The following is a 17,940-nucleotide window of genomic DNA, read 5'->3' on the forward strand; positions in this document are numbered from 1 at the left end:
CTTGCAGAAGAAAAACCGTGTTGTTCCTATTCGGCAAGAGGAAACTCACGAGTGCATTCTTGCCTGTGTGGCGATGCTGTCCTCTTATCACGGAAAGACGCGGACCTTGGCGGCGCTGCGGTCTCGGTTTCCCGGTCTCTCAAGGGGGGGTACCTTGCGAGATCTTATGGGAATTTCGAGGATAATTGGACTTGGAGCGAGGGCTGTTCGGGCCGAACTCGATAATATTAATCAGTTGGCGCTCCCTTGCATATTGCACTGGAACTTCAACCACTTTGTGGTGCTCGAAGAAGTCACCAAGAAAGGGGTAGTTCTTCTTGACCCCGCTAACGGGCGACGCAAGGTCGATCTAGCGTCGTTTTCACGACAGTTTACCGGGATTGCAGTCGAGCTGGCTCCTCTTCCCACGTTTTTCGAAAAGTCTCCATCCTCTGATGAGGAGAAAAGTCCACAACGTCTCCCGCTTATTCTTTTGAATACTTACAAAGCACCGATCACTATTTTCGTGGTGATCGCGTCAATTTCTATGATCTTTTCGCTAGTTACACCATTAGCCATACAAATAATAGTCGATGAAGTAATCGCAAAAGATGATCGCGACCTCCTCGTAGTTATCGCAGGGGCCTTTTTGCTCGCAAACTTGATTAGTGCCATCGCAGCTTACCTTCAAGGCCGCCACTTGGCGCGGTACTCTGCAAAGGCCCGAATCGCCATCACGCATAGCTATATCGATCGCCTCTTAGCTCGCCCTCTTGTTTACTTTCAACGCCGCAGCCTCGGAACCTTCGTTGCGCAGTTCAACTCGCTGTCGTATTTTGTAAGCTTCTTTATAGAGAGCGTCGGTTCGCTGATTGCGGACTGCCTGTTCGCAGTGATCTTGTCCTTAGCTTTGCTAGTGATTGACCCTAGAATTGCTGCACTCACCATCGGGGTTAATATTTCTCTTATAATATTGCGTATTGCAATTTTGCGGACGGCGCGGCGATTGCAAGATGAAGAGGTGATAGCGAGGTCGCAAGAAGAGGCTTATTTTGTTGAGACGATGCGGGGAATCGCGTCTGTTAAAGCAAATATGTTGGAGACGAGCCGAATATCAGGAAATCTGGACAAAACAGTTCGCTCGGTAAACGCCTCTTTCTCGCTCGGCTTGCTAAATCTGAACTATAATTTTGCGCTTCAAACGATAAAATCTATCGAAACTATTTTGTGTTTGTACTGGCTAGCGTTGTCTGTCGTATCGGGGACGATAACCGTTGGGGTCCTTTACACGTTTCAGACCTATCGGCAGGTCCTAGATTCTCGCCTTACTAGTATTACAAACCATTTAAACGAGCTGTTGAATCTCAAGATCCACCACGCGAGGCTTGGTGACGTTTTGGAAGGGTCAGGGACTGATTCAACGAAAGGTACAGATTTAGGGCGCTTTTTACGCTTCAATGGTGAGATCTCGTTCGAAGGTATCGTATACCGTGCGGACAATGGCGCTAAAGAAATCCTGAGCGGTTTCACGGCCAGCGCCAAGCGAGGTGCCTTTATCCATGTTTCGGGTAAGACTGGTGCCGGGAAGACAACACTGCTGAAGATTTTTTTGGGAGCGATTCCCCCGAATTCTGGTCAGATTTGCATTGACGGCATCCCGATAACACAGCAGAACCTCTCAATTCTTCGCAATAGCGTTGGTGTTGTTCTCCAGGAGGACACCCTATTTCGAGGTACAATTCTCGAAAATGTTGGGATGTTTGACTTTGATATTGATTTCAAACGAGTTGAGGAGTGCTGTCGCTTGTGCTGTATTTCAGAAGAAATTGATCGATTTCCGCTGAAATACCAGAGTGAAGTTAGTGACATAGGGGCCAATCTTTCTACCGGCCAACAGCAACGTCTTCTTCTTGCGCGTGCGCTTTATCGGAAGCCAACCATCCTTGTTTTAGATGAGGCGACAGCTAACCTCGATTCGGCCGTCGAAAAGCAGATTTTGGAAAACATTAAAAAGCTAAATATTACGGTGATATTTGCGTCACACTCAAGAAATGTACGCGACGCGTCAGATCTGCAGTGGCAAATATCGCCTAACGCTGAAATGGCGCTCTCTGAGTGTCAGTGATGCGACGTTTTTTGGGGTTTCGAAGTAAGCGGCCTGCATTTTTAAGAGACAGCCTTGTCATCCTGTCTCCAGACACAGAGATTGCGCGCATCCACTTGTGGGTTCCCGTGGGTTCCGCCCGAGATACGATCAGCGGCACAGCGCATTTCTTAGAGCACGTTCTATTAGATTTCTGTCAGCAATCGGCTCACTCGAATAGAATCGACGGCAGTTTCAACGCTTTTGCGTCTTACTACTGGACTGTGTTTGTTTGGGAGGGGCCACCTGATAGTGCATCTTCTGTAATTGAAGTTTTGTATGGTTTATTTTCTTTGCCCTCTGCTCTTAATAATACGATAGAGCGGCAAAGAAGGATATTACGGCAAGAAATTCTGGAGCTGCAGGGCGGCGGACCAGAAATTAAAGCGTTGGAGCGAGTGTGCAACACCGTCTATGAAGGAACTGCGCTCGCACGCAGCCTGGTGGGCACGCTCCAAGATCTAGATTCGATTCAGCGCGAGCATTTAGTAGATTTTCACGGCAACTACCGTTCAAATGACGCGCTTTTGATAGTCTCCTGCCACCAGAGAGCATTCGCGCGGATAAGGCGTGCTACGCTCGGCAATAGCATTGTGCTGCCTATGAATGGCTCGGTTAAATCGAGCCGGGTTTTCCCTATAAAGAACAAATCCATCGGAGTCGGAGACCTGATTGGTGAAGCGGCGGCAATGTTGGCAACGGAGATAGTACCGGATGTCGGCGTTGCCTTTGCATGCGTATCCCAGGTGCTCAAAGAGGAAGATGACGGACTGCTACTTCACGCCTCTCGTATACTTGAGCATCTTGCTGTTCGGGATATTCCTGGAACACTCCGGTTTAATCTGAGGGACTTTGTCGTCAGTTCAAGAGGCATCGAAATTAGCTCATTCTTGCTTCCCTCGCGGAGGTTCACTCTCCGTGGCTTAGTACGAGGGAAAGTCGGACACGACCCCGCCCTCATAGAGGGCATTGTGCGGCGGACGTTGCCTACTTTAGGAAGTGCATTATCAAGCGAATCGATTTTCCGTGGTCTTGCGCTAAGAGAGAGCAATTATTGGGAGGCAAATCCGAGGTGGTCAAGTTCTGGTCAATTTCATTTGGGCTCTGCGGCGTCAACCTACGGTATTGCCACTGCGGTTTCATTATCTAAGTCTACCTCAATTTCATGTCTTAGCTGGGCTCGTCTTCGCGAACTGTTGTCGTGTCTTGGTGAGAGTGCAGAAACTATAGCGCCCAAAGGAACGGAATGATGCAATTTCTGCAAAAAATATTCTCACGTCGCCGGACGACGCTGGAATTCCCGCCAGCAATGCAGCGCACGTCGCCGGACGGTATTCGCTATATTTTTCAGTATGCACCGCACGACGATAATGTGGCGGTCGGTTTTTCGTTCAAGGGCGGATATTTCGACGATGCGGCAGGTTCTCCGCCAGCTGCGCTTGGCATCTCGCAGGCGCTAATCCGCCAAGCTTTTCTACCGCCGTCGCCCTTGAAAGAAGATGATTTTGTGGATCGAGGAGGAGCATTCTACTTGGATCCAGAACCCTTCTCCATAAAGGGGGGACTGGCTGCTCCCTTGAAAGCAATCGACAAGATTGCGCAATTTAGCTCTCGGTTTCTCTGCTGCTCGGATTTTGCCGAGGAGGCGGTAATTGCCGGTCGGGAGAGTGGTGCAGATTGGATAGTGCATCAGCAGTCCGTGCCGCTAAGGCGTAATTTTAACTCGCTTGTGGAAATGGCACTCCAGCCGGGCCCCTATTTCAGTCCGGCCCGCCTTGATGTTGCTGACATGAGGAGTGTCACGGCAGACGATCTTTTGGAATGGCGTGATCGGCATTTCTCTCGCTCACGCTTGACCGCTTGTTTGGTGGGGCGGCTCGATGCGAGTGCAGCAGACAGCGTGATTGATGCAATCTTTTCTCGCCTTAAGGTTGGCTCAACGGTTGACGTATTGATGCCACCGTTGGCTCCATTTGTTGGAGCTAGACAATTGCGGTGCGATGGAAATGAGGTCCAGGCGGCGTTGACAGTGGCCTCCATCGAGGCGAGGAAGTCTTCCCCTGTGGAATATCTCGCCGCTAGCTTATTTGCTTATATCATTGGCGGCGATGAGCAATCTCGCCTTTTTAAAGAGGTGCGCGACCATTTCGGCGCTGCATATGATTTAACCTGCTCGTCAAATATTAATGCGGAGAGCATCTCGTTCAGCATTGATGGCATGGTGGATCGCAACTCCTGCGACGACGTTTTAGAATGCATTCGAAGGATAGTGGGTCAACTGGCGGAGGCCGGACCCACTTATGAAGAAGTGTGTCGAGCGAAAAAAGCCTTTGGTTTAAGCTACAGCCGCATTCTGATGGATCACCACTCTGCCGCGAGGGAAGTGGTTCAATTGACGGAGGCAGGGTGGTCACTAAGCGCCATCAATGATGTGCGAAACCTGGCGGAACTCACCGATTTGGCGTCAAACAGGCATCTCCTTGAACCACTGTGCGCCTCTCCTTTTGTGGTGATAGACGCATAATTGCTCGCAGTGTTCAAAAAACGAAGTTCTCGCTTCTGACAACTTGCGCCTTGCCTCGCCCACCCCGTGTCCCTTTCATTGAAACAGTGCGCCCGGTCGCTTTTAGTCGAGGTATTTCGCGGCAGTCTCCGCAAGATCATAGTTTCCTGTCCGCCCACCGAGCGTCCGCGCGAGGAAGTCTTCGAGAATTCGAGCACGCTGAACCTCCGTCTGCCAGCGACGGTAGCCATGCCCTTCCTTCTCGAAATAGACAGCTTTCACATTCTTGCCAGCGGCTTTGAGTGCGCGTTCGAATTCCTCTGACTGCTCGAAACCGACAACGCGGTCCTCTTTTCCGGCTGTGAGAAGGATCGCGCCCTCTACCTTGTCGACGTGGGAAACGGGGGACCGATCCACCATCTCGTGTAGGTCTTGGGCGTTCTCGGGGTCGCCAAAATAGCGCTTGACCCTGTCGAGGCTCAGACCCCAGGCGAACGGATTATTTTGCATTTGATATTTGACGTCCATGACGCCGTATTCGGCAATGGCGGCTTTAAAAACACCAGGATCGCGCGTCATAGCCAACGCCGCAGCATACCCGCCATAACTCCCGCCCATCACAGCAAGCGCTTGCCGGTCGGCAATGCCAGTCGCGACAAGCCAATTGGCCGCGTCGGCAATGTCGTCCTGCATTGCTTTTCCGTACTGGCGGTATCCCGCCTCTTGAAAGGCCCGGCCATAGCCGGTCGATCCTCGGAAATTGACAGACAGCACCGCGTAGCCCCGGTTGGCAAGAAACTGCTTCTGATAATCAAACTGCCAAACGTCCCGGTCGCCTGGGCCACCGTGCACGAGGACTATGGTCGGAAGGCCATGCGGATCCACTCCGCGCGGCAAAGTCAATAAGGCGGGGATCATTCGACCGTCGCGAGCGGCGAATTGGACTGGTTTTGTCCTGGCAAGTTTCTCCTTGTTTCGTTGAAACGAGGAGTTCCCGATCTGCGTTGATTTTCCCTTCTGTAGATCGAAGAGGAAATACTGGAACGGGGCTTCATCTCTCGATATCGAAAGGGTCACGAAACGCCCGTCTGGCGTTGTGCCGCGAATGTTGAAGTCAACTGGGCCTTTACTCACGTCGAGCAAACGCAGGAACGTCTCGCCCTTCTCGGTTAGGCCGACATAGCGCGGGAAACCGTCTCGAACGATTGCTAGGTCGGTCGCCCCTGAGTTAGGAGACAGCTTAAGTACCTCAACATCGGCATTGGGATCGGAAAATACAGCTGTTTTGACGCCGGATTGGACGTCGATTTTCACCAGGGAAACGAGGTCGCCGCCCCGATTGTCCAGCGCGTCGAGCGTTTTTCCGTCGGCAGAGATGCCGCTTACGTCAAGGGTGTCAGATGGGGTGGTCCTTGCAAGTTCTTGCCATGGAGCCTCCGGCGAACGGCGCACCATATAGATGCGGTCGTCGTTGTCAGCCTTGTCGACGCGTACACGCGGCATACCATCGATGCCGATGATCCAGTTTTCCGTTTTGCCCTCGTTTTTGGCGAGAAGTTCCTTTCCTCCTCCATCTGGACGCGCAGTGTAAAGATCGACAAGTGCGGGATCACGGTCGTTGGAAACAATGAGGCTGCGGCCCTCGCGGGCACGGGCCTGCGTGAAGATGTCCCAATTCTGAAAACCACGCGGCGTCACATCGCGCCATTCGCTTCGAGCAGAGTTGCTGGGGTCCACCAACCACAAACGTCCTTCATTGAGAACATGAAGTTTGTTTTCGAAGGCGGACCAAAAGATTGTGTCGGCAGGCGCGTCGAGCACGGTGACAACCTCGGGACCGTCGCCGCCGATCCTGTCGGTGCGCCCCACGAATACCCTTTCGCGGCCCCATTCCACCCCCCACCAAGCGAGCAAGGTGCCGTCGTACGATGGAATGTGACCCCAGGTCGCGTCGATGTTCGCGTAGAATTCCCGGACCGGAATCAGTTCTGGCAGGTCACTGCTTATCAAGGCTGGGTGCGTGGGGCCGCTATCGCTGCTGATCCACGCATACGCCCCGAACGATGCGACCGCGCCGAATAGGAGAACAGCAAAGAAACGTAGAAGGAATTTGGACATACTGGAATGGACCACCGACAACGATACGCGTGAAGCATGTGCAGTGCAGGACGTACACCACATCGTTGCGATTGCCCAGAGGTGGAGCCTCGGTGCCGGATCAATACACCGACGGGGCTCAATCGGTCCGGTCAGCGACTGGAAACTGTTCAGATACTCTCCCGCCGAAGGTCGTCAACATCCTCGTGGGCGGTAAGGCCAGGTCGGCTCGAACGTTGGCGCGGATGCTCGGTTTGTCGCAGGCGGCGATCTTCAAACATCATGATCGACTTTCGGCCTGCGGTTTGGTGACCTCGGAGAGCCGGTGAACCGCACCAGTTGGTTCTCCGTTCCGGCCCATCGTGCGGAAACATTGCTAGCTCTCACGACAGCCTTGGCTGACCTTTCCGGCCACATTGACGACGAGGGACTGCGGAGAATGCCAGCTAGAGACCCAACTGTTTCAGTCGTGGGTGCTGCTGGATATCCTTCACAGAATTGAACGTCGCCGCGTCCCATCCGGCACGCTTCGCCAGTTCGACGATTTCTGGCTGATCATCGAAAAACAGCGGTCGCTCTCCCGGTTCGATTTTAAGTATGCGATTGATCGATTCGAAAAAGCGTAAATCCTTTGTCAATCAGCGTCCAAAATTCACCACAAGGGGCTCAAATTTGCACGCCGAAACACACCGAGGGCTTCTTTTGCGCAGGCTTCACTTGCCGTTCAGTTTTTGATTTTTCGACGGTGGCACTCGCCTTTTGAATTGCAAACGCGACGTAAGAATTAGAGGAGTGTTTGATCCCTCCTATATGCACCGTCTCCAGCCCAGGGTTCTCTATCTGCCAAAGGGGCGTCTTCGTCGCCGGCTGGCCCGCTTCCACCTTTGCCCAATAGCCGCGCCCGGGCACCGGAACGTGGTAACGCTGGCAAGTCTTGGCCAGTCCCCTATCAGAAATCTCAAACTGCTCAGCAAGCGTGGCTATCGGAGTCGACCAAACAAGGTCGTAAAGCTCTTGTCTGGTGAAAGTACGCTTCATTCTCACAGTCCCCGATGATTGCTCATTCCACGCCTTTTTGCATTTTCGGCCGCTATTCTACCTTTGAGTCGCCGCGACCGGTCAATCGGATCGGTGGATATTCAGTGGCGTCTACAGCGATTGCCACTTTCAGCGGCAGTCCGGCTCACCGGATCGGCCACTACGGCCAGATCGCGTTTGCTGGAGCATGGTTGACGTCGGTCAATGCAGTGCAAAGATCGTCACGGTTTTCAATTCGCGGAGACGGATGAGCGAACAGCCTCGTAAGAAAATCCTGTAGCTGTTGGATCAGCACCGCAAACGCCGGATCGGCATTCCCTCCCCGATCCACGGTGAGCGAATGCGCGAAAGGCTCGCGGCCCCATGTCGCAAGGCGCTTGGCACCAGGTACTTGGACGAGGCCGGACGGTCGGCGGCCGAGCAGGCCACGAAGGCAGTCAGCAAAGGGCACTCGGGAAAGGTGGGCGCTACGGAACCTGCGATGCACGGGATGGCAGCACAATGCAGCTCTTTTCTTTCAACCTGCCATTGTCGACAAGCATCGACGCACTACCATAATGTCAGCAATCACAACCTTTGGAGGAGCAACATGGGCAACGAAGTCAATTTCTTGTCTAACGCAGCAGACGCGGCCAATCAGGCTGTCAAAGATCTCGCCGCTTTTCAGGCGAACAATGGAGGGGGTGCTAAGGAAGTTGCCGGCGCCCTTATTGCGGGAATCGCTGGTGCCGCGGCAGGGTGGTCGAATGTCGGAATCGGCTTATCGAATCTGCTGACAGGTGGTGGAGCCAGCGGAGATGCCCTGCAAATTGAGGTAACAAATTACTCATCACAACCTGTTGTCCTTTATAATTATACGCCCCATTCCGGTAACGTCTCGAAGATCGTTGGACCATTGACCCAGGGCGAAAGTGACATTTTCGTTCTGGACCGCCTGGAGGATAAATTCAGCACCGAAACATCAATCCTCTTGCAGTTCAAAGTAGGCAATGTGGATGCCACCGTCACGTATTCATATACTGACGTAGGCGACCCCGGCAGATGGAAATTGACTGTGGAAATCGACGGGAAACAGCACACATTCGATACCGAACTGCAGCTCATGGGCGCCGTTTTCAAAAGCGGTGGTGGCGAATACGCGAGCTTTAGCCTTTACACAGCTCCGATCGAAACCGGGAGCGGGCAGATAGACTTGCTGTTCTATGATTATGCGAGTTAGCCCCAGCGTGGCCAACGGCTTACGATGACCCAGGGTCTGGACCGTTCTAGCTAGGCCACATCGCCGTTCAGACAGATCGCCTCGATTGGATACGCAGACGGAGCCAAGATGGCTACGATAAGCGGTGCCTTCATCAAGGAGGGCCAGGGGGCCGTGCTCAGTGCCCGCGATTTCGAACGTCTTCCGTTCTTCTGGTCCAGTATCGAAGACACCGATGGAAATGAGAGCGATCGAGAAGCTGCTGCCAACGTTGCGACGCTCACGTGCGAGCCGGCTCCGGGCCGGGAAGCGAGGCAATTCGCCATGCTTTCGCACGCCGCTGGCGCTGCATTCGTACTTCGAGGGCAAAAATCTTTGCAGACTAACCCGCCGCGGAAGCAGCCGGTCAATTCCATTAGCGGAGAGCGACGCTAGGAAGAAAATCGACGTCGCCGCGATCGAGGCGGCGCGGCGCGGTTGACTGCTTCATCGCGTCTAGCGGCGCAAAAATGCTGCCAGAGCGTGTCCGCTCGCCCCCCCAATTGAAGACGTCCGGGTCCAGTTCCGACCTATGGCCTTGTTTCAGTTATGCCTTTCTGGGGCTGTCTACTTCGGATTGCTCTGTTGCGCAGGGACTGGCTCGAGGCGATCGTCCCTCTCCGATGGGCGGGCGTATATGCGATCCAAGCCTGTTGGCCATCCGATTTCTATCCGACGATATCCTCGGCCACTACTATTACTTCATGGCCCTTCCCTTCTCAGAGACTAACTATCATTCCTATCCATGCGAATGGGTGAGCCAGAGTTCAGCTGCGGTCCCGTGCCAGCTCAGAGGCGTGCATTGCTGAGCCCTGGTTAACCACTGTCGCGACCGTCAAATGTGGAGAGACCGATGGATGAAAGGATCTATCTGACCGACGAGGAAGTATCGGAACGCTATCGCGGCGGCATTTCGGTAGGAACGCTGCGCAACTGGCGAGCAATGAGGATCGGACCAAGCTTTATCAAAATCGGCAAGGCGGTGCTCTACCCGGTCGCTGACCTTGAGGAATGGGATAAGAGAAACAGGGTGACGTGCCGCGCGTCAAATCGGCTCACCGAGGACCCGCGTGAGGGAGCATGACGCTCACACTCAGTCATTTCGGCCCGCGCGCGTCGATTTTTGACACGCACGACGGATGGCTTACGGCTTGCCCGCATCCCAACGCCTCGGCGCTCATAACTCGTCGAGTTAGTCGTACTGCGCGTCATTCAGCGCCTTGGCAGGGCCCAGCGAACTCCGCTGAAGTCAACGGTTCGCGTGTTTCGGGCATTGCGAGGAAGAACACCGCGAAAGCAACGAAAGCGGTCGCCGCAAGAACAAGATACGCCGTATCATATCCCGCGACAGTTACAATCATGCCGGCAACAACGTTGCTCAACGAAGCTCCACCACCTTGGACCGTTCCAACGGCACCTTGACTGAGATTGTAACGTCCGGTGCCTCTCATGAGATCAGCGAGAAGTAGCGGCGTCAGCGCCCCGAACAGTCCCGCGCAGACGCAATCGAGCAGTTGCGCCCCGACGAGCCAATAAGGGTTATCCGAAAGCGTGTAGAGAACGCCGCGCAGAGGGAGAATGGCAAAGGCCCGCGAGGAGGAGCGGCTTGCGACCCCAGCGGTCGGCCCTCGAGGCGATCTCAAAACTCAATATGCACTGCCCGCGCCCCCAACACCCGGTCTGCGGTAACATCATCCGCATGTCGTTTTAAGGCTCTCTATTGGCGATCACCGCCGACATTCCCCAACTGTGGACTGGCCACGAGTCGTCGGCTTCATCCTCCAAAGTGAAGTGAAAATCCTTTAGACGCTTTGCCTCCAGTATCCGCAGCATGTCCGAGAACTGCTCGCGCGTGACCACTAGCGACAGGTGCAGCGAAGGAAAATGCTTGCCTTTGAACAAACAGCCTGCGTCCGGAAAATCGGTTTTCATGGGAGTTGGCGTCATAATCATGATGACGCCAGGCCAACTGAACCGCACCTCCTGCATGGTAAAAAGGCCAGGCATCACCATGTAGGTGAATTCGACCGACTGCCGCGGTGGGCCGGGCTGAACAACTTGTCCAAAATTGACCGTGCAGCTTCCAAGGATCTCGCCGTGCCAGTTGCCCGGCTTTATCTCCGGCAGCTTGAGCTCGGGCTTCCTTCTCCTCGTGTTTGCCATTGGCCCCTCCAATCCACGCAGCCGCTGGCTCCGCTAGAACTTTCTATGTCGGGTTGCTGGTCCCTTACGCATTCGGCTAGGATGCTGGGCGCCTATATGGTCAATCTCTGTAGGTCCAGTCGGTAACGGCGGCGACCTGCTTGAACACGCCGTCGACGCCGCCGGCCGTCGGGTCAGCCCGCTGGAGCCACTCCTCCGCCCATGCGATCCACTCTTCAACGCTGCGACCATCGATCTCGGCTGCGGACGTAGTGTCCATTGATCGCATCGCCATCAGGAAATCGCGTACAGCGGCAAGCTCGTGCCAGTCCTCCGCTAACTCTCGGAAGCGTCGCCAGCGGTTGGCGTCGCGTTTGCGCCGTCGCTGCTCTTCATAGCGGCGTTGCTCGGCGAGTTGGCGATCGCGCTCCGCCGCCTCTCGATCCTTGTGCTGTTGAACGAGCAATGGTCCGGCTGCGACAAAGGTGGCCAGGATGTCCGACAACATGCCCTCCATCGGCTGCTTTTCGGATTCAAGCCATTGCCGCGCAAGACCGCTCGGCCATTGCCAGGTCTTGATTTCGAAAACGAGCCTTCCTGTCGGCACCAATTCCTTCTTCCAGTCATTGCCGCCGGGCGAGCGCCATCGCTTCTCATCGTCGGTTAGGGGCCGCCGTTCCTGCTTTTGCTTCTCGCGGACCTGAAACTCCACCTTTTCGCCCAAGACCTCGGCAAACAGGACGCCTCGCTCTCCCTGCTTGACCTTTCCGCCCTGGCGCTCAATCGCCTTGAACAGCGCATCCAGAATGCGATGCTTGCGACGATCCGTTTCGGTGAATTCGCTCGGGCGGTATAGATCGCGCATCCATGGATCGCGTTCGCTGCGGGCCCGCCGCTTCTTTTCCTCATGCTCCGCAAGCCACGACGCGATGACTGCATGGGGTCTCAGCAGTCGCTCGGGCACCGCAAGGGCGGATTCACTCGCACGGGCTTTGTCCGCCTGTTGCTTGATTTCCGGCGGCAGATCGATGGGAGGCGGCGGCAACGGGGTTGGGCGAATAGTGATGGAGTGCGTGCTGCTCGATTTTGGCAATGGCGCCTGTTTCGGCGCTTTGCCAACGGCATGCTTCGCCCAATAGCCGCGCGGCGGATACGGGATATCTTCCCGATCGCAAATCTTGGCGAGACCATTGCCGCTGATCCCATAGCCTTCAGCCAGTCGCGACATCGGCGTGGTCCATACCGTGCCGTAGAGCTCCTCACGTGTTATCGTCGTCGGATGGGTCGGACGCGGCTTTGGCGCGACCTCCGCCGGATTTTCAACAAGGGACGTCGGGGCCTTTTGTGCCGCGACGAAAGCCGCCGCGGGGTCCGCTTCGACTTGCTTCGGTTTGCGCTTGATCCCCTGCTTCTCGGTATCCAGCACCAGCGGTTCAACACATCCAGGCGGCATCGGCGGTAAAGGCGGCTGCTCGACATGCTTTCCGAACTGCTTCCGCATCCAATGCCCGGACGACGGAGTTGGAATATCGGCACACCGCAGCAATGCGCTGAGAATCCCCGTGGTAGTCCCGAGTTCGGTCACTAGATGCGATATCGGCTTCGACCAGACGCGGTCATAGAGCTCTTGGCGGGTGAAATGATGTTCCATGGAAATCAGACAGAGCGGCTATTGTGAGGTACGGACAAAAGAATAGGCGCAATTCAAATAGAACATAATAAGAACCCGCGATAGCCTGAAGGGTTTGATTTCTTCTTATTCCCTTCATTCTGGCACTGGGCGCGGGGTCGCCTCAGTGGTGACGCGAACCTCTCCGTTGGCCGACGACCGGGTCCAATCCATAGCGAACGAAGAGGAAGCGCACCAGAACGCGCCGCTAGGTTCGAGCGCGACCGCCGCCCTACCGAGGCATTATCGCATCGCAAAATTCGAGACCTTTCCTCGCAGCTTCGGTTTGGAGCGCATTGGAATCGACCTACGTACGGCGGGTATAGAACTTGTTTCTCAAACCAATAGAAATCGACCGTCGTCGATCAGATGAACTCAGCCACTCTCTTTCAGCGAAGAATAATACTACGAACTACTTGTTCGTCGCGATTTCCATTTCAGCCTTGAGGAGGGAGCACAACATTATCTTCGACTTCCACAGAACAAGCCGTAACAATTTTCAGAAAGCCTTCTCCCAACCACTCGCGGATGACGAGCCTCAACCCGTGCGTTCCTCGCCCGACAATCTATTCGTTTCGCATACAAATCTGAGGCGGTAGTTCGCCGGACGGCGACATCGGTCTCGTCATTTCTAAGCCTGTACAGGATACATCAATCTGGTGAAGGTGAGATTGTGAGAGTAGCCGAATCACAAACGCCCGAAGAAGCGCCTGATCGGGCGAAGAGAAGCGCCAAAGTATTGACCGGGATCGCCAATGACCAGCGCGTTACGAGGGGGATCGGCACTGATAGGAGCTGGGAGCGGCGCGTTAAATCGATCCCAATTGCCGGAACCAGTGAAAAGACAACTAGAGATTATTCATATATTTCAATTACTTACAGATGCCATCGGTTGATCCATAATCATCCGTCCGGCGACCCGACGCCATCGCGCGCCGATATCGACATGACCAAGCTGATCGTCGAAACGGCAAAGCCGCTCGGCATCGCCGTCCACGATCACATCATCATCGGCAAGGACGGACATGTCAGCCTGAAGGGCCTGCGACTGTTCTGATCGCTCCGGTTGTCACAGCCGCTTCACACGAAGGAAGGACCGGTAGAGCGTCCTGGCTTGAGCCCGGTGGAGCTACCGGAAAACACACGACAATGAAGGCCAATATCTAGAAAGGGCTATCTCCTTCAGACGTCGCCGCCGCCGAACGTGCGCCCTCAACAACCATATGCACGAACTGTAGCTTGGCCACTGAGGGTTTCGACATCACGAAGGGGTAGAAGTCCGGCTGGCCCATGCTGCGCGCCAGTTCGTTGAGCACCATAGTCATTTCGATCCAAGAGTTTAGCAGCGAAAGAAAACCGTCAGCGCCGGCGTCGTCGGGCGCATACAATGCGTCACGTTCGAACGGTTGGATGGCAGCCTCCATATCCCCAGCGTCAAGCCCAAATCCGAATGCAGTTCCCAGGCTGTCGATCATATGCAGGTAGTGCGCCCAGGTTTCGGCCCAGTCTTCCCAGGGATGCACGGAAGCATAGGAGCTGATGTAGCGATCAACCCAGTCTGCGGGTGGGCCGTTTTCATAGTTGGCCTTCAATGCCTCCGCATAATCGGCGCGCTCATCTCCGAACAGCGTGCGAAAGGGCTCCAGCCAAGGGCCGTGCAGAACGAGCCGATTCCAATAATAGTGGCCGACCTCGTGTCGAAAATGGCCCAGCAACGTTCGATAGGGTTCATACAGTTCGAGCCGCATCTTTTCCCTCTGGACCGAATCCGCCTCCTCGATGTTCACCGTGATCAAACCATCGGCGTGCCCGGTCAGCACGCGCGGCCCTTCCTCAGGCGAACGCAGGAAATCGAACATCAAACCGTGTTCCTTGTCCTCGTCGACCTTTGACCTCACGGGCAAGCCGAGCGCCAGCAACTGCGACACGAGCCTTCGCTTCGCCACCTCAATCAGTCCCCAATGGCGGGCATTGTCCTCGCAATCGAGGTTCGGAATCGTCCGGTTGAGCCGGCAGGCAATGCAAAGTGACCCCGGTTCACTGGCCATCAGCATCCAGTTGCACTGCGCAGGCGTCTCGCGGTTGCCGCAATACTTCAGCAACGGCCGTTCCTCGCCTGCGATCCACGTGTCTGGCTGCGGGCCGGGTTCGAGCGGCAACAGCCGGTCTTCACCGGGCAGATATCCAAGCGGCGCCTGACAGTTGTTGCAAAGGATGTTGCCGAAGAAGATGTGACTGCCACAGCGGCACAAAAAGGTGCGCGAGTACCGCTTGGCCACGTCGCGACGCTTCCAGTTCGTGCCGATCAAGTCGCCGAGTGTTTCCAAAAGGGTTGCCATCGCGTCTCCGAAGTCGGGAATTGGCAATGTCGACCGATTGGCGCTCCGCGCCTACAACCACTTCGCGCGGCGGAAGAAGCGAAAGAGCGTCAGGCACAAACCGATGATCACCGCCAGCACGACGAAATAGCCGTAGCGGAACTTCAACTCCGGCATGTCGTCGAAGTTCATACCGTAGATACCGGCAATCGCCGTCGGCACGGCGAGTATCGCCGCCCAGGAGGCGAGCTTGCGCGAAATCTCCGTCTGTTCGGATTGCCCGACCATCAGGCTCGCCTCGAAGGTGAAGGCGAGAACCTCGCGCAGCGCATCGATATCCTCCTGCACCCGGCGCACGTGGTCCGTCACGTCGCGAAATAGCGGCTGCAGCGCCGCGTCCATTCCGGGGAGATCGATATGTTCGTGCCGGCGGCAGACATCGACGAGCGGCACCACGGCATTGCGCAACCTGAGAAGATTGCGGCGCATCAGGTAGAGCCGTTCGATGTCACCCTTGACCAGTCGCTCCCGCAGCAGCCGATCTTCCAGTTCCTCGACCTCCTCATGAATCGCCTCGATGACTGGCATGTAGTTGTCGACGATGAAATCGAGGATCGAATAGAGGATATAGTTTTCGCCGTGGGCGAGTGCTGCCGGGGAAGATTCGCAGCGCTGGCGGACGGCCATGTAGGAGGTCGATGCGCCGTGCCTGACCGAGACGACATAACCGCGTCCGACGAAAAGATGGGTCTCGCCGAAAGCGATTTCGTCGCCGACCATGTGGGCAGTGCGCGCCACGACGAAGATCGAGTCGCCATAGATCTCCAGTTTCGGCCGCTGATGCGCCTTGCAGGCGTCCTCGATGGCCAGGTCGTGCAGGTCGAACTCCTGCTGTATCTGGCGCAGCAGTTCCGCATCAGGCTCATGCAACCCAATCCAGACCACGGCGCCCGGCCGCGAGCGCCACTTGCCGGCATCTTCAATGCGGATATCGCGTACCCTTACGCCGTTCTCATAGACCGCCGCCGCAACGACACCCGGCCGATGCTCCGGTTGCGGGATGACGCTCTCGCCCTCAGACTGCGGCACCGCCCTGTTCGTCAGCTCCAATCCCATCGCCACCCTCCCAGGCAAATACGACACCGATGGGCCCGGCATGTCGTAACGAAGCCAAGCATACGCACATTCCCTTATATTCTCATCCAGCTGTTTCGGCTATGAAAACCACTTCATTAAACCGTGCCATTGACGGTATAGACGCTTGCAAGCGAGAGTTTTTGCGATGCACAACGATTCCTCCCTTCAAACGGAAATGCCCATGACTCAGTTCGATCTCATCGTCGTTGGAAGCGGGCCCGCCGGCCGCCGCGGCGCCATCCAGGCCGCCAAGCTCGGCAAGAAGGTCCTCGTCATCGAACAGGGAAAGCGGGTCGGCGGTGTTTCGGTGCACACGGGCACCATCCCCTCCAAGACGCTGCGGGAGACGGCGCTCAATCTTTCCGGCTGGCGCGAGCGTGGTTTTTATGGGCGCGCCTACCGCGTCAAGCAAGAGATCAGCGCCGACGATCTCAGGCAACGGCTGATCATCACCCTCAATCACGAGGTCGAGGTCCTCGAGCACCAGTTTGCCCGCAACCGCGTGCAGCAGATGCGCGGCAAGGCAAGCTTCGTCGATCCGACCACGCTCGAGGTCGTCAAGGACGACGGCGAGACCCTGCTCGTTTCGGGCACCAGCATCATGCTTGCCGTCGGCACGAAGCCATTCCGTCCGGACTACATGCCCTTCGACGGCAAGACTGTGCTCGACAGTGACGAACTACTCGATATCGCAGAGCTGCCGCGCTCGATCGTCGTCATCGGCGCCGGCGTCGTCGGCATCGAATACGCGACGATCTTCAGCGCGCTCGATACGCACGTGACGGTGATCGACCCCAAGACGACGATGCTCGATTTCATCGACAAGGAGATTGTCGAGGATTTCACCTACCAGCTGCGCGACCGCAACATGAAGCTGCATCTTGGGCAGAAGGCCGACAAGGTCGAACGGCTCGACGATGGTAAAGTGCTGCTGACGCTCGACAACGGCCGCAAGATCGTCACCGACATGGTGCTCTTCGCTGCCGGGCGCATGGGCGCGACCGACACGCTGAACCTGCCTGCGGCCGGGCTCGAGGCGGACAGCCGCGGACGCCTCAAGGTCAATCCGGAGACGTTCCAGACCTCGGTTCCGAACATCTATGCCGCCGGCGACGTCGTCGGATTCCCGAGCCTTGCCTCGACCTCTATGGAACAGGGCCGCATCGCGGCACGCGTTGCTGTTGGCGCGATTGCCATGGAACCGCAGAAGTATTTCCCCTACGGCATCTACGCGGTGCCGGAAATCTCCACTTGCGGCCTTTCGGAAGAAGAGGTGAAGGAACGCGGCATCCCTTACGAATGCGGCATTGCCCGTTTTCGAGAGACCTCGCGCGGTCACATCATGGGTCTCGAATCCGGTCTTCTGAAGATGATCTTCTCAATGAAAACCCGCCGTCTGCTTGGCGTGCATATCATCGGTGAAGGCGCGACCGAGCTGGTGCACATCGGCCAGGCCGTGTTGAACCTCAAGGGCACGGTCGAGTATTTCGTCGAGAACACCTTCAACTACCCGACGCTTGCCGAAGCCTACAAGATTGCCGGCCTCGACGCCTGGAACCGCATGGGCGAAATCAAGCAGGAACTGCCGAAAGCGTAAGCCGCTAGCGACATATCTCAGCACGCATCAAACGACGACAACGGCAGTCAAAGGGATCCAATTCGATAGGTGACGAGCAA

Annotated in this window: 13 protein-coding genes and 1 pseudogene; 7 read left to right on the plus strand and 7 right to left on the minus strand. The window is 55.9% G+C overall.

The genetic code is table 11. The annotated features are described in order from the left end of the window. Window position 1 precedes the first annotated feature (1 nt). The 3 genes from V7S54_RS21575 to V7S54_RS21585 are packed head-to-tail and all read left to right on the plus strand — an operon-like array spanning window position 2 to window position 4,646. Window positions 2–2,104, plus strand: a complete 2,103-nt coding sequence (locus V7S54_RS21575) for a peptidase domain-containing ABC transporter (protein ID WP_336408767.1) — start codon at window positions 2–4, stop codon at window positions 2,102–2,104. Further along, window positions 2,104–3,372: an insulinase family protein gene (locus tag V7S54_RS21580; RefSeq protein ID WP_336408768.1), complete on the plus strand. Its 1,269-nt coding sequence runs from the start codon at window positions 2,104–2,106 to the stop codon at window positions 3,370–3,372. Before V7S54_RS21575 ends, V7S54_RS21580 begins: the two co-directional genes overlap by 1 nt. After that, window positions 3,372–4,646: a M16 family metallopeptidase gene (locus tag V7S54_RS21585; protein WP_336408769.1), complete on the plus strand. Its 1,275-nt coding sequence runs from the start codon at window positions 3,372–3,374 to the stop codon at window positions 4,644–4,646. The genes V7S54_RS21580 and V7S54_RS21585 overlap by 1 nt, the downstream gene beginning before the upstream one ends. A 102-nt stretch (window positions 4,647–4,748) precedes the next feature. Here V7S54_RS21585 and V7S54_RS21590 read toward each other — a convergent pair whose 3' ends face one another. The 3 genes from V7S54_RS21590 to V7S54_RS21600 form a co-directional block, all read right to left on the minus strand. Then, window positions 4,749–6,743, minus strand: a complete 1,995-nt coding sequence (locus V7S54_RS21590) for an alpha/beta hydrolase family protein (protein ID WP_336408770.1) — start codon at window positions 6,741–6,743, stop codon at window positions 4,749–4,751. A gap of 425 nt (window positions 6,744–7,168) precedes the next feature. After that, window positions 7,169–7,360 (minus strand): hypothetical protein, encoded by a 192-nt coding sequence (locus tag V7S54_RS21595; RefSeq protein ID WP_336408771.1) that lies wholly within the window; start codon window positions 7,358–7,360, stop codon window positions 7,169–7,171. 28 nt (window positions 7,361–7,388) lie between these two features. Continuing rightward, a complete protein-coding gene (locus V7S54_RS21600) occupies window positions 7,389–7,760 on the minus strand; it encodes a hypothetical protein (protein WP_336408772.1) in 372 nt (123 codons plus the stop codon). A gap of 589 nt (window positions 7,761–8,349) precedes the next feature. Between V7S54_RS21600 and V7S54_RS21605 the strand changes: the two genes are divergently transcribed. Next, a complete protein-coding gene (locus V7S54_RS21605) occupies window positions 8,350–8,979 on the plus strand; it encodes a hypothetical protein (protein ID WP_336408773.1) in 630 nt (209 codons plus the stop codon). An 871-nt stretch (window positions 8,980–9,850) separates the two neighbouring features. After that, complete coding sequence (locus tag V7S54_RS21610) at window positions 9,851–10,081, plus strand: helix-turn-helix domain-containing protein (protein WP_336408774.1); 231 nt, start codon at window positions 9,851–9,853, stop codon at window positions 10,079–10,081. 623 nt (window positions 10,082–10,704) lie between these two features. Here V7S54_RS21610 and V7S54_RS21615 read toward each other — a convergent pair. Continuing rightward, on the minus strand, window positions 10,705–11,160 hold the full coding sequence (locus V7S54_RS21615; RefSeq protein WP_336408775.1) for a hypothetical protein: 456 nt from the start codon (window positions 11,158–11,160) through the stop codon (window positions 10,705–10,707). Window positions 11,161–11,260: 100 nt separating this feature from the next. Next, complete coding sequence (locus V7S54_RS21620) at window positions 11,261–12,790, minus strand: hypothetical protein (protein ID WP_336408776.1); 1,530 nt, start codon at window positions 12,788–12,790, stop codon at window positions 11,261–11,263. A 910-nt stretch (window positions 12,791–13,700) separates the two neighbouring features. Between V7S54_RS21620 and V7S54_RS21625 the strand changes: the two are divergent. Further along, window positions 13,701–13,865, plus strand: a pseudogene (locus V7S54_RS21625) (JAB domain-containing protein); the annotation flags it as partial. A gap of 106 nt (window positions 13,866–13,971) precedes the next feature. Here V7S54_RS21625 and V7S54_RS21630 read toward each other — a convergent pair. Together V7S54_RS21630 and V7S54_RS21635 are read right to left on the minus strand one after the other, a co-directional pair. Further along, window positions 13,972–15,147, minus strand: coding sequence for a zinc-binding metallopeptidase family protein (locus tag V7S54_RS21630; RefSeq protein ID WP_083203828.1), 1,176 nt, complete (start codon window positions 15,145–15,147; stop codon window positions 13,972–13,974). Window positions 15,148–15,198: 51 nt separating this feature from the next. Further along, window positions 15,199–16,242 carry a magnesium and cobalt transport protein CorA gene (locus V7S54_RS21635; RefSeq protein WP_065376904.1) on the minus strand — a complete coding sequence of 348 codons (1,044 nt, stop codon included), beginning with the start codon at window positions 16,240–16,242 and terminating at the stop codon, window positions 15,199–15,201. A gap of 202 nt (window positions 16,243–16,444) precedes the next feature. Between V7S54_RS21635 and sthA the strand changes: the two genes are divergently transcribed. Next, complete coding sequence (sthA, locus tag V7S54_RS21640) at window positions 16,445–17,860, plus strand: Si-specific NAD(P)(+) transhydrogenase (protein WP_065376905.1); 1,416 nt, start codon at window positions 16,445–16,447, stop codon at window positions 17,858–17,860. The last annotated feature ends 80 nt before the right edge of the window (window positions 17,861–17,940 follow it).

The organism is Ensifer sp. CCNWLY38, from assembly GCF_037120565.1.
In the GTDB taxonomy this organism is placed as follows: Bacteria; Pseudomonadota; Alphaproteobacteria; order Rhizobiales; family Rhizobiaceae; genus Ensifer; species Ensifer adhaerens_H.